General features: G+C 35.3%; 12 protein-coding genes. 5 read left to right on the top strand and 7 right to left on the bottom strand.

Going from position 1 to position 13,207, the window contains the following annotated elements:
• Positions 1 to 84: 84 nt before the first annotated feature.
• Both HX049_RS06390 and HX049_RS06385 read right to left on the bottom strand, forming a co-directional pair.
• Positions 85 to 924: a universal stress protein gene (locus HX049_RS06390; protein ID WP_286414903.1), complete on the bottom strand. Its 840-nt coding sequence runs from the start codon at positions 922 to 924 to the stop codon at positions 85 to 87.
• 142 nt (positions 925 to 1,066) lie between these two features.
• On the bottom strand, positions 1,067 to 1,858 hold the full coding sequence (locus HX049_RS06385; RefSeq protein ID WP_286414902.1) for an NAD(P)H-binding protein: 792 nt from the start codon (positions 1,856 to 1,858) through the stop codon (positions 1,067 to 1,069).
• Between the two features lie 98 nt (positions 1,859 to 1,956).
• Here HX049_RS06385 and HX049_RS06380 point away from each other — a divergent pair, with 98 nt between their 5' ends.
• A complete protein-coding gene (locus HX049_RS06380) occupies positions 1,957 to 3,225 on the top strand; it encodes an ectonucleotide pyrophosphatase/phosphodiesterase (RefSeq protein WP_286414900.1) in 1,269 nt (422 codons plus the stop codon).
• 84 nt (positions 3,226 to 3,309) lie between these two features.
• Here the strand turns inward: HX049_RS06380 and HX049_RS06375 are convergent, their stop codons facing one another.
• The 5 genes from HX049_RS06375 to HX049_RS06355 all read right to left on the bottom strand — a co-directional run bounded on the left by HX049_RS06375 (position 3,310) and on the right by HX049_RS06355 (position 9,254).
• Entirely contained in the window at positions 3,310 to 4,104 is a 795-nt protein-coding gene (locus HX049_RS06375) for a porin family protein (protein WP_286414898.1), read from the bottom strand.
• Between the two features lie 28 nt (positions 4,105 to 4,132).
• Positions 4,133 to 5,272 carry a PCMD domain-containing protein gene (locus tag HX049_RS06370; protein ID WP_286414896.1) on the bottom strand — a complete coding sequence of 380 codons (1,140 nt, stop codon included), beginning with the start codon at positions 5,270 to 5,272 and terminating at the stop codon, positions 4,133 to 4,135.
• A 317-nt stretch (positions 5,273 to 5,589) separates the two neighbouring features.
• Positions 5,590 to 6,378, bottom strand: a complete 789-nt coding sequence (locus tag HX049_RS06365) for a porin family protein (protein WP_286414905.1) — start codon at positions 6,376 to 6,378, stop codon at positions 5,590 to 5,592.
• 1 nt (position 6,379) lies between these two features.
• Positions 6,380 to 7,474, bottom strand: a complete 1,095-nt coding sequence (locus tag HX049_RS06360) for a PCMD domain-containing protein (RefSeq protein ID WP_286414895.1) — start codon at positions 7,472 to 7,474, stop codon at positions 6,380 to 6,382.
• Positions 7,475 to 7,727: 253 nt separating this feature from the next.
• Positions 7,728 to 9,254 carry a bifunctional GNAT family N-acetyltransferase/carbon-nitrogen hydrolase family protein gene (locus HX049_RS06355; protein WP_006257814.1) on the bottom strand — a complete coding sequence of 509 codons (1,527 nt, stop codon included), beginning with the start codon at positions 9,252 to 9,254 and terminating at the stop codon, positions 7,728 to 7,730.
• A 162-nt stretch (positions 9,255 to 9,416) separates the two neighbouring features.
• Between HX049_RS06355 and HX049_RS06350 the strand changes: the two genes are divergently transcribed.
• The 4 genes from HX049_RS06350 to HX049_RS06335 all read left to right on the top strand — a co-directional run bounded on the left by HX049_RS06350 (position 9,417) and on the right by HX049_RS06335 (position 13,189).
• Positions 9,417 to 9,752 carry a single-stranded DNA-binding protein gene (locus HX049_RS06350; protein WP_006262518.1) on the top strand — a complete coding sequence of 112 codons (336 nt, stop codon included), beginning with the start codon at positions 9,417 to 9,419 and terminating at the stop codon, positions 9,750 to 9,752.
• A 170-nt stretch (positions 9,753 to 9,922) separates the two neighbouring features.
• Positions 9,923 to 10,642: a response regulator transcription factor gene (locus tag HX049_RS06345; RefSeq protein ID WP_131540437.1), complete on the top strand. Its 720-nt coding sequence runs from the start codon at positions 9,923 to 9,925 to the stop codon at positions 10,640 to 10,642.
• Positions 10,632 to 11,990 (top strand): HAMP domain-containing sensor histidine kinase, encoded by a 1,359-nt coding sequence (locus HX049_RS06340; RefSeq protein WP_286414893.1) that lies wholly within the window; start codon positions 10,632 to 10,634, stop codon positions 11,988 to 11,990. The genes HX049_RS06345 and HX049_RS06340 overlap by 11 nt, the downstream gene beginning before the upstream one ends.
• Positions 11,991 to 12,493: 503 nt before the next feature.
• Positions 12,494 to 13,189, top strand: a complete 696-nt coding sequence (locus HX049_RS06335; RefSeq protein ID WP_286414891.1) for an MgtC/SapB family protein — start codon at positions 12,494 to 12,496, stop codon at positions 13,187 to 13,189.
• Positions 13,190 to 13,207 lie beyond the last annotated feature (18 nt).

The following is a 13,207-nucleotide window of genomic DNA, read 5'->3' as shown; positions in this document are numbered from 1 at the left end:
CCGCCTTGGTACGGATCCGTATGCCAGGTGGTGTGAGAGGTCGGCTGAAGAAATAATCTTCAGCCTCCTACTCGATTAAGCTATCTATTTCTTAGACTTATAAACAAAGAAAGGAACTTTTAAGCGTTTAGCTAAGTGCTGTGTAACGCTCTTAGATAAGATATTCTCTATAAAAGTTTTATTTCTTTTGATTGTTGCTACCATATCTACAGGTTCGTGTTCTATAAAGTCAAGTAGTGTCTTTTCTATATTTTCTGCATTGAAGATATGGAAACTTACAGGAGCATCTTTATACTTCTCTTTCCATTTATTATAAACTTCTTCACATGAGATACATCCTTTTGATTTAACATGTACTATTTTTAAATGCGCTTTATTAGTTTTGACACCTTGAATAATATCATCCAATGTAGCTTCTTCTTCCTCTTCAAAGCGTGAAGTAAAGATGATATTGTTTAGATCTCTAAAACGAGCTTCTTTAGGTACGCTTAGTACAGGGATATCTACTTTAGTAATCGTATTTATCGTATTAGAGCCTAATAACTTCTTGTGAAAACTAGCATTAGCACCATCAGTACCCATTACTAGAAAATCAATATGATTCTCTTCAATAGCATTCAGTATTTCAGGAATAAGCAATCCTTCTTTTACTTTAAAGAATACAGGCACGTTTTCTAATTTTAGTTCAGCTCTCATGTCTATAAGAGCAGGACTATTAGCATGTAATTGCTCTAGTTTCTCGAAGTCATTTTTCTTAATGACGTTTTCTACTAGATGTGGACTAATCCCTCCTGATATGATAGGCGGATCATAAACATGTAATACATAGAGCTCGGCTTCTCTATAGTTAGCTAACTGCAATGCGTACTTAAAAGCATTGTTTGCAGTCTCTGAATAATCTGTCGGGAATAATATCTTTTTCATAATAGAAGACTTTCTTGTAGCATACAAGGTACTAAAAAAAACGATGATAAATTATTTTTACATCAATAGAGTTTATGATACAATTCTATTGATTAACTTGAAATATCTAGGATATATCTTTGAATAATTATTCTTTTTTTACCTAAAATTTATATGATAAATCAGTGGTTATAGCTATCTTACTTCCACTAATTTTTTTGTAAAAATCGCTATTATTCTCTCCTAGTGGAGGTAAAGTCAGACTGTGTTTAGTCGCCTCTTGTGTGTAATAATCTAGTCTGTTTTTATATTTAGGAGATACGATATTGTAGATGTGCTTACCTGTGAATCCCTTTTCTATAATAGCAGTAGATAACGTGATGATATCATTAAGGTGAATCATATTGATAGGTAACTCAGGGTTCTCTAATATATTTCTCCTAATGATATAGTCTATAGGTTTTCTTTCTTCACTGAATAAGCCTCCTAGGCGTAGGATACAAGTGTTTATACCTTCTTCATTTAATAGAACATCTTCAGCTTCTCTAATTTGTACTGCTGTAGGTTCATTTGAGAATAGCTGATTGTCTTCTGTAATCTCTTCCCTTTGTGGTGCATATACAGACACAGAACTCATCATGATGACATGCTTGATATTGTGTTTACGAATATAAGGAAGTAGTTTTTTAAAGTTCTCAGCATACGTTGGTTGAGGCTCATCTCTAATAGGAGGGATAGTAATGATAAGAAGTTCAGCATTGCCAATGAATGAATCTAAAAATTGAACATTATCTTCATATAGATTGATATGATAAGGCTTGATCTGATGTTCCTCTAAGATATTCATTTTAGCTAGAGTTGTCGTCGAGCCCTTGACGTGATAGCCTTTTTCTATTAAATTTTCGGCTAATGGTGTACCTAACCATCCACTGCCGAGTATGCTTATATGTTTCATATTAAGTGGTGTAATTTTTAAAATAGTTATAAAAATAGGAATTTACTTTGTAAGGATAAATTTATCTACGGATATTTGGTCGAGAAAAACAAAACAACATGAAGAAAATACTATTCCCCCTATTAACTTTCGGGTTGTGTTTGACAATGTCTAGCACTGTTTCTGCTCAAGAAGTACAAAAACAAATCGTAGTAGAAAATCGAGTAAACGATAGTAAACAAGTTGATAAGCCTTATGTTATCTTAATCTCTATCGATGGTTTCCGTTACGATTATATCGAGAAGTTTGGAACTAAGTTTTTAGAGAAGTTTGGAAAAGAAGGTGTGAGAGCAGAGTCTATGCAACCATCTTATCCATCAGTTACTTTCCCTAATCATTATACAATAGCAACAGGACTTTATCCTTCACACCATGGTTTAGTTGGGAACAATATGTATGACCCAAAGATAGAAGAGAGATACTCACTTAGAAATGCTAAAGCAGTACACGATCCAGCTTGGTATGGAGGTACACCATTATGGGTATTAGCAGAACAACAAGGAATGTTGAGTGCTTGTTACTATTGGCCAGGTTCAGAAGCTCCTATTAAAGGGACTTTACCATCATATTACTATGCTTACTCTGAGAAGTTTGACATGGATGGACGTATTAATGAAGTAGTGAATTGGTTGACATTACCAGAAGAGAAAAGACCTCACTTCATTACCTTCTATTTACCAGAAGTAGATCATGCAGGTCATGGATTCGGACCAGATGCAGAAGAGACAAAAGAAGCAGCACATTATGCTGACCAATCTATAGAGAAACTTGTAACAGCAGTAGATAAGCTAAACTTACCTGTGAACTATGTGATTGTCTCTGATCACGGAATGCTAGCACTTGACCAAGAAACGTTATTGAGCTTTCCTTTAAAGTTAAAAGGAGATGAGATGAAACTAGTGAGTAATGGTACTTATATAAGCGCTTTTATCAATGATAAAACTCAGATAGACAAGTACTATAAGAAGATTAAAAAAGCGAGTAACCCTAAACACATGAAAGTGTATAAGGCTGAAGATCTACCTAAAGAGTTTCATTTTAGCAAAGAGCATGATCGTTTTGGTAGAATAGGAGATATCGTGGTGACAGCAGAAGCTCCATACTATTTTACTAACAGAAAATTAGCAGGTAGTCACGGTTTTGATCCTATTGTTGTGAAAGAAATGCACGCTATATTCTTAGCTAAAGGACCACAGTTCCAATCAAAGACGATAGGAACATTTGAGAACATTGATGTATATCCTGTTATCGCTAAAATACTTGGATTAGAGATTACAGAAGAAATAGATGGTACAGATAAAGTAGCTAAAGAAGTATTAGTAAAATAATCAGAATAATCTATTCTATTGAAATAAGAAAAGGCTTGTAGAAAACTCTACAAGCCTTTTTATTTGCGTTTTAAGACACTTCAATTAGAATTGGTATCCAAATCCTAAGTTTAAGTATATATTGTGCATAGAGAATGATATAGCGTCAAAATCACTATTTAATACTCCATTAAATCCATAAGATAGTTCTCCTAGTAAAAAGAAGTGTTTATTCATCTTCCACTCAGCACCTACTTGAGTACCCCATTGGAATTTACGTACTTCATCAGAGAAGTCATACGGAGCACTACTGTCATCTTCAAATGTAAGTTTAGGTCCATTAGGGGTATTTTGTCGCAAATAACCATTAGTTACATACCCATCAAATGTTTTGTCAATTAAAGCTGAGAAGTATAAACCTCCATAGATATTCCAGTTGTCATTGATAGAGTACACCACATTTACAGGAACTGTTAGATAAGTATTTCTTACCTTCGTTTTTACATCTCCTGTGAAGTAACCTCTTACTTTAGAGTTGTCTTGTATAATCTCAGTTAGATATTCTTTTACATTGGCTTTGGTTGTCATCCCTTTTCCTTCAAAGCGTAGACCTAAACGAACTCCCCATTGTTTGTCATCAGTTAACCATTTCGTAGCATTAGCTTCTAATCCTAACTGTAGACCTGGGTTATAACTATTGATTTTTCTTATTTCTTTTGGAAGACCTAGAGGAGAAGAACCACCTATACTAAAGTGTGCTCTTACTTGGTAATCCATATTTTCTGTAAAGAATTTTTCAAAAGAATTTTTGTCTGATACTTTTGATTCTTCTTGATTTTGAGCAGAACCAGCAGTCAGTACTCCTAATGATAATACTAACGTATATAATATTTTTTTCATTGTCTCTTAATTATGTATTGTGCTAATATTATTTGTCATAGTTAAGTTTAACTTCATCAATGTAAAGTGTACTTCCTACGGCTCCATTAAATCTATCTCCTTCAACGCTTGATGAAAATACGATTGTTATCATATAGTTGTTTTCTGGATCAAAAGTTTTACCTGGTAATACTGTAAATGGTATTTCAAAGCTAGTCCAATCGTTTGCTTCTAATCTTTGCTTATCACTTAATCTTGCCATAGCTACCATTCTTGGATCTTGGAAACTATGATTTCCTCCTAAATATTCTTTGCTAGAATCAGAACCTTTTTCAAAGATAATAGCATAAGCATCCCATCCGTCTTTTGTATAGTTTGATCCATCAGTACTATTAACTTTAAAATTCTCACCTGCTTTGTACTTATAATATCCTGTTAGAGATACTGGCATGTTAAGTTTCTGTCCATAAGGGATACCAAACTTAGTAGAGTTTATAGGAGGGAAAGTAAAATCAAATACCCCTAAATATAGGTTTCCTGCAGCAAGAGGAGTCTTCATCATATTACCAAGAGGTCCAGTACTTCTAGTTACCATTTTTACTCCTTTACCTTTGTATCCATCATTAATAGAGAAAGTTGGGTATACTTCTGGAGATAATTCTTGGTCATCTTCTAGTAGTGTTTCTGCTAACATATTGTAACCTAGGTTACCACTAGCCCAGTCGTATTTTTCTTCTCCTGTAGGTAATTTTTCATAGAACTCATGATAGATTCCTTCTGGCCCATCTGTGATTTCAGTCTTTACATTTTCAAAGCTATATTCACTGATAAAAGTATTGTTAATAAAACTAACATTATAAACTTTCTTAAAAAGGCCATCACTGGATGTAATAGTGTATTTTACAGCACCACTAGAGAAGTCTTGAGTAGTTCCATTTGCAGGTTCTATTGTTGCTCCTTCAGTTAGTTTAAAAGTTGGTGCAAATGTTTTTTTCTTAATATCTGAATGTAGAAGGAAGAACACTTTGTTGTTTGTGATAGTTGGATTCATAGATAGATATTCCTCTGCATCTTCTATAGTTGCTTTTAGAATATCTGTCTCTCTACCAATCGCCTCATCTTTTATACAAGACGAGAATGTGATCCCTATGGTTGTCAATAGGGCGAATAATAAGTAGTTTATTCTCATAAGTATTGTATTATTTTGTTATATAATTTTGCTGTTCGTTATTTAATGATTACTTAATATTTAAGTAACTATCAAGTAATAAACGAACGTACAAAGATAAGGATTATCATTCCAATAGCCGTTTCCTTTAAATACGTTAAAGATATGAGGACAACTTCTTGTTTTGATATTATTGTAAGTGATTCGCTTTTTTGTACTCTTAAAGTTTGCCTATTCATTGATAAAATGAAAAACACTATGAGAATGTTTCAAATGGTTTTTAAATAATAAAGGCCAATCTATACGATTGACCTTCATAGTTTAATGTTTTTTTAACGTTAGAACGTATACCCAAAACCGAGATTTAAGTAAATATTATACATTTTAAAGGATATAGCATCAAAGTCTTTTTTAAATACACCATTCAACCCCCAGTTTAGATCTGAGAATATGCGGAAATGGGTATTTAGTTTGTATTCACCTCCTACTTGTACTCCATATTGAAATCTGTTGAGGTTCTCCGAGAAGTCATAGTCTCCTTTAGCATCTCCTTCAAATTCTACAGGTGTACCGATAGGCGTACCTTCTCTTAATACTCCATCATACACATATCCTGTAAAGTCCTTGTCTATTAAGCCTGATAGATACAGTCCTCCATAGGCATTCCAGTTCTCAGATGCATTATAGGCTACTAATACGGGGAAGGTTATATAAGAGTTTTTCATAGTCGTCTTTACATTTCCAGTGAAGTACCCTTTGGTTTGTTTTCCATCACCACCATCTATCTGAGTATAGTAGTTCTTTACACGTGCATCTGTTTTCATACCTCTACCTTCCATGCGCAGTCCTGTACGGATTCCCCATTTATGGTCGTTACTCAGCCATTTAGTTACATTTAGTTCTAGTCCTAATTGCAATGTAGGGTTATAACTATTGATCTCTCGTATCTCAGCAGGCATACCGAGTGGAGTACTTCCTCCTATGCTGAATTGTCCTCTTAGTTGATATTCTATATTTTCTTTAAAGAAAGTTTTAAATCCTGTTGTGTCTTTTGTTTGAGCGAAAGACACTGTGTTTATTCCTATCAATAGGATTAAACAAATACTATATCTCTGTAGTAATCCCATCTTATTCCTTATTATCTTTTTCATAAACTAACTCTATCTCGTCTACTAGCAGTGTACTGCCTACTGCGCCCTTAAAGTCCGCTCCATCTATACTAGATGTCATCACTATAGCAAGTATATAATCTTTTTGTGGATCATAGGTTTTACCAGGTACTAGCACAAACGGAACATTAAACTCTGTCCACAAGTTCGTCTCTATTCTATCTTTAGCTTCTATTCTAGCGATAGCTACATTTCTAGGGTCTTTAAAAGCGTGGTCACCTGCTAGGAAGTTGTTTTTCTTTTGTGTCTCAAATAAGATTGCATAGATATCAAAAGTGTCTTTAGCACCTGGTATCTCATTATAGTTACTGTCTGTCACAATCTTACCAGCAGTGTATTTAAACGAACCTCTTAGACTAGTAGGTAGCTCACCTGTGTAGGGCAGCCCAAACTTGGTAGACTTAATAGGAAATAGAGGATTGAGCTTAAAGGTTCCAAGGAATAAGTTACCTGCAGCTATAGGGTTACCTGCTATTTGACCCGTTTTAGAAGTATAGACCGTTTGCATCTTTACAGACAGACCACCTCTTCTACCAGGTGCTATCGTAGTAGGGTATCCTTCTGGAGGAGTGTTTCCAGCCACAGTAGAGTATCCCTCATTACCACTATCCCAGTCGTGTATTTTATCTCCATTAGAGCCTATTTCGTAGAATCTATAATACCTGTTTTTATTTGTAAGCTCTGCATTGTTAAAGGTGTATAATGTACTTAGCTCGTCACTCGTGAAACTAACGATATACTTCTTTTTCCAACTTTGATCTTGTGCAGTTATGATGACTTCCTGACTATTTCTGAAATCCCTTGTTGTGCCATTAGGTGGATCCATAGTAGCATTAGGCGAGATGATAAAGAATGGCGTTTGTTTTTCTAAATCAACATTTGCTTTTACTCTAAACTCTACAGACGTATTCGTGATAATAGGATCTGTCTTTAGATACTCAGAAGGAATATATGCCTCTAGAATGTCTGCATTCGTATCTAGTTCCTCATCCTTGATACATGATGAGAAGATTAGTGGGGTTAGCAGTAAGAAGGCTTTAATGTACTGATTCATATAAGTCTTTTTTTATTGGGATTACAATATTCTTGCCACAGTTAGTTTTAGTATGATGTCTTCTTCATTTAGACACCCTATATTCTCTGTCATAATCGAGATAAAAATAAATATATTGTTCTGATTATTTATCTAAAAGATGATTTTTTAGTTAGTATTTATACTTTTTTAGTGGTTTGATTATTAGTTTTTTGTACAATAAAAAAGGGATGACCATTCAGATCATCCCTTAGTTAGTATATATTGGATTGTATTATTTCAGAGCTCTGGTTTGATATAGATCCGTACGTCTATCTTTTTTGATACGTACACTACCGTGTTCGTGTAGTTCTTTTAGTAAGTCTACATCCACATCTACGATAAGTGTCATTTCTGTATTAGGTGTTGCTTCTGCTTTTACTCCATTTGTAGGGAAGGCAAAGTCAGATGGAGTAAGTACAGCTGCCTGAGCGAACTGAATATCCATATTATTCACCTTCGGTAGGTTACCCACACATCCAGCTATCGCTACATAACACTCATTCTCGATCGCTCTAGCAGCAGCACAGTTTCTCACACGAGTATATCCATTCTGCGTATCTGTAAGGAATGGAACGAATAAGATATCCATCCCTTGATCTGCTAGTAATCTAGACAATTCTGGGAACTCCACATCATAACATATCATGATACCGATCTTACCACAGTCTGTATCGAAGGTCTGTATCTTAGATCCTCCTCTCATACCCCAGTAGTGTACTTCGTTAGGAGTGATATGAATCTTAGAATACATCTCATATGTACCATCTCGCTTACATAAGAATCCAACGTTATATAAGATACCATCTACTAGGTACGGCATACTTCCTGTGATGATATTGATATTATACGAGATAGCAAACTCCTGAAACTTTTTGCGTATAGAGTCAGTATATCTCGCTAATTCACGTATTGCATCTGCCTCAGATAAGTGGTTATAGTCAGCCATAAGTGGTGCTGTGAACAACTCTGGGAACATAGCGAAGTCACTCTCATAGTCAGATACTGCATTGATAAAGAATTCTGCCTGATCGAAGAACTCTTGTAGATCGTTTAGCGGTCTCATTTGCCACTGTATCAGACCTAGTCTGATCACACTTTTTTTAGCATTGATCAGCTGTACATCTTTCTCATAGTAGATATTATTCCACTCTAGAAGCACTGCATATTCCTTAGAGCTCGTGTCTCCCTCTAGGTAATTGCGCATTAGGCGTACCATGTGGAAGTCGTTAGCCATTTGGAATGACATCACTGGATCGTGTATTTCTTTTGTTTTTACTTTTTCTAGATATTGCTTAGGCGTTAGCTCATCTGCATATTTAGAGTATTTAGGGATACGCCCTGCGAATACGATAGATTTTAGGTTTAATTGTTCACACATTTCTTTACGTGCATCATATAACCTTCTTCCTAATCTAAGTCCTCTATACTTAGGATGGATGAATACGTCTATACCGTATAGTACATTTCCTTCCGGATTATGTGTGCTAAAAGTAGAATATCCTGTAATCTGCTCATAGGTATGTGCAGACATTGCCTGTTTTTCATCTATAATAAGTGACAAAGCTGACCCTACTACAACACCATCTACTAAAACGACAAGCTGTCCTTCTGGAAAGACTTCTAATAATTGTTCGATTTCATCTTTGTTCCAGTACGAATCTTCTAGCCCTTGGTATGATTCGAGCATTGATTTTTTAAGCTCTAAATAATCGTCAATTAATAAATTTCTTAATTCTACTTTATTGATAGTAGTTTCCATAATGAATTTTTTTGTTTGCAATTTACGAATAAAAGAAAACAAAGTAAATGAGAAGTTTGGTTAAATATTCAAATAAGTGTTAAAAAATGGGGCTATTTTTGATATTGTTTTTATTGAATAAAGCTATATGTAATAAAATATTAACTATTAAAAAAAACAGTTATGAGTTCAATAAAAAACAAAGTGCAATTAATTGGCAGGGTTGGACAAGATCCAGAAGTGAAAATGTATGAATCAAATAAAAAGCGTGCTACCTTCTCACTTGCGATAAATGATGTGTATTATAACGATGCAGGAGAACGAGTAGAATCTTGTAATTGGCATAATATTACTGTCTGGGGGAAGCTAGCTGACATTGTTGAAAAGTTTGTTAATAAAGGAAAAGAAATTGCTGTCGAAGGTAAGTTAGTTAATCGTAGCTTTGAAGATAAAGATGGTAATCAGCGCTATGTTACCGAAATTGCTGTTTCAGAATTAGTTTTTCTAGGCAGTAAGTAAAGTTTTATTATTTCTGTTGTCGCTCAATATTCACAAGAATTTTGAGCGACTTTTTTTGGTATTAATCCTTTGTAGATAGCTCTTAGAAAGGAATTGAATAACTATTTAGTACAGTGTTATTTAACTTTATAATTAAAGTCTTACATCTCATTTTTTAAAAAAGCCTTACCTTGCTACAGGATAATTTAAGTAGTAATACAGTGGATAAAATATTAGTTATCGAAGATGATATTCGCGTAGCAGAATTACTTCAGCGCAGTCTAGAGGAACAAAACTTTGAAGTAGATGTAGCTTATGACGGATACTTAGGGAAAAAACTTGCCTTTCAGAAACCGTATGCTCTAATCATAACAGACGTAATCTTACCTAAAATAAATGGTATAGATCTGTGTAAGGACATTAAGGCTACCTTACCTCATATCCCTATCATTATGCTGACAGCACTAGGTACTACAGATGATAAGGTAGAGGGATTCGATGCAGGGGCAGATGACTATTTAGTCAAACCATTTGAGCTAAGAGAACTTTATGTACGTATACGTGCATTGCTTAAGCGCTTCGAACATATACAGTCTACTGACGCTCATCTTTTAAAATATGCAGATTTAGAATTAGACCTAAACGAAAAGGTATTTAAGAGAAACGGACAAGAGATACATCTGACTCCTAAAGAGTTTAACCTACTGCAATATATGATGGAGAATCCTGAACGTGTACTATCTAGAACAGAGATTTCTGAGAAAGTATGGGATACACACTTCGATACAGGTACTAATTTTATCGATGTATACATCAACTATCTGCGCAAAAAGATAGAAATAGACCCTTCTAAGAAAGTGATTCATACCAAATCTGGTATGGGATTTATACTAAAGAGTAATGAGAATTAAGACTAGACTTACCTTATTGTTTACCTTACTAGTGGCATCTATATTATTAGTATTTGCTGTAGTAGTGTATTGGTCTTCGTCTAAGAATAGGGAAGTGGAGTTCTTTGAAGAGTTAGAGAAGGAAGCTATCACTAAGGCTAAGCTATATCTAGAGACAGAGGTAAAGTCATCTACACTACATAAGATATACAGATATAATAATGAAGTCATCAATGAGGTGCAGGTAGCTGTATATGATTTTGACTTTAATCTATTATATCACGATGCAGAAGAGATCGATAGTGTCAAGGAGACTAAAGAGATGATCGATCAGATCGCTTCACAAGGGCGTGTACACCTATTCCAAGATGACTGGCAGGTGATCGGTATAGTGTATAACAGTGGAGGTAAGGACTATGTAATCACTGCCATCGCTCTAGATCAGTACGGATATACGAAGTTGCACAATCTTTTTCTGACGATACTAGTGTTGAGTATTGTGTCCTTGATTGTTATTTTCTTTGTGGGAAGTTTCTTTGCAGAGCGTGTCCTACGTCCATTGAAGCTAATGAACGAAGAGATTAATAATATCACTGCTACTAATCTAGATTTGCGTGTGAGTACTAAGGCTAATCAGGACGAGCTGAGTCGATTAGGGAATACATTTAATACGATGCTAGACCGACTAGAACAGTCTTTTGATTCGCAGAAGCAGTTCGTGTCGAATATCTCACATGAGCTACGCACTCCACTAGCAGCAGTGATAGCAGAGTTAGAATTATCACTGTCTAAAGAACAAGACACCGCTAGCTATATCAGAACGATAGAGAACGCCTTATCAGATGCTAAGAAATTGGTGCGATTATCAAATAGTTTACTAGACTTTGCGAAGGCGAGTTATGATCCTACCGAGATTGTATTCAAGCCTACTAGAATAGATGAAGTAATACTAGATGCCTGCCAGAAGATACAGAGGGGAAATGCTGGATATACCTTCAGCTTTATGATAGATGAAGAGATAGACAGCGAAGAGTTAGTGACGGTACGAGCAAACCCTTACTTACTCGAAGTAGCTATTATTAACTTACTAGAGAATGCGTGTAAGTACTCTGATAATCATCACGGTAAGGTGGGTATTTCTAATCTGAATAATGCAGTAGTGATCAAGATAGCAGATGAAGGGTTAGGGATGAGTGCAGAGGATCTAGATGGGATCTTTAAGCCATTCTTTAGAGGTGAGAACGGAAAGCACTTAGACGGAAATGGTATCGGACTCTCCTTGACCAAGAAAGTTATTGACTTACATAAAGGTACTATTACAGTCACTTCAGAGATAAATAAGGGTACAGAGTTTACTATAACCTTATAGTATAACCAAATAATAGTAGAAAGCACTCCTTGTAGGGGTGCTTTTTTTTGTGGTGTTGTTTTCCATTTTTATTAGTAATTAGAAGGTATTCTATTCTTGATAAATATTTTTTCTGCTCTTTTTGGGTAGGGGCGATCGGCATGTGGTTGGCTAGTGATACCATAGTGATTGCATTAAAATAGGCTAAAATTATGCGACCACTATCCCATCACTATGCGACCACTATGCGATCAGTCAATTTAGGACTGGTCAAAGCGAGAGTATCAAAGGGAGTGATGATTTTATTGTTTTTGGGACACTATATGTGGGTATTCTAATAGGATTCTAATTTTTTTCTAAAAGCTTTCTAATAGCCTCTAGGAAGGGTAATACCTACTTTTGCCAAGTCAAAAAAAATAAGAGATGGAAACAGAATCCACATTAGTCAAACGGGAATGTTAAACCTTCTTTCTGAATATGCATGATAACAATGTAGCTCAGAAAGAGCAAAAAAAATAGTTATCATGTTAATTACAGTATTTATAGGAAGATTAGCTCTTGCTTTTATTTTAGGAGCTCTTATCGGGGCAGAGAGACAAGTGAGACAAAAAAGTGCAGGTCTAAGAACCAATACGTTAGTGAGTATCGGTGCAGCAGGCTTTGTGTTGATGGCATATACCATCGGTGATATGGCTGTGGGTAGAGTAGCCTCTTATGTAGTGAGTGGTATCGGATTCTTAGGAGCTGGAGTGATTATGAAAGACGGATTCAGTATCCGTGGACTAAATACTGCTGCAACGATCTGGTGTTCGGCTTCAGTAGGGTCTATGTGTGCAGTAGGCTTATGGATAGAAGCGATAGCGATGACAGTATTGATTTTATTAGCACATATTTCGCTTAGACCTATTGGTAATATGATTAATAAACTCTCTTTTGAGAGTGAGACAGACTCAGCTGAGGTTCATTACGAGATTATCGTAGGATGTAAAGAACAAGTAGAGAATCACATCAGAGTAATGGTCTTAGAGAATCTGCGCGCTCAGAAAGACCTTCAGTTGCGTTCGTTAAAAAGTACAGATAATGGCAATCCTGCTTTTTCGTATCTGAAGTTTGAGATACTATGCATCGGTAAGAAAGATGATATTCTAGAACAGATTACTAGTAAAGTTTCTTTAGAATATGGAGTATCAGAAGTGACATGGGAATTGACAGCGTATTAATCTATTAAAAACTGAGGT

The organism is Myroides odoratimimus, assembly GCF_030326305.1.
GTDB lineage: Bacteria > Bacteroidota > Bacteroidia > Flavobacteriales > Flavobacteriaceae > Flavobacterium > Flavobacterium odoratimimum_A.
The sequence above is the reverse complement of the archived record's forward strand: the minus strand, read 5'-3'. Positions and strand labels throughout refer to the sequence as shown.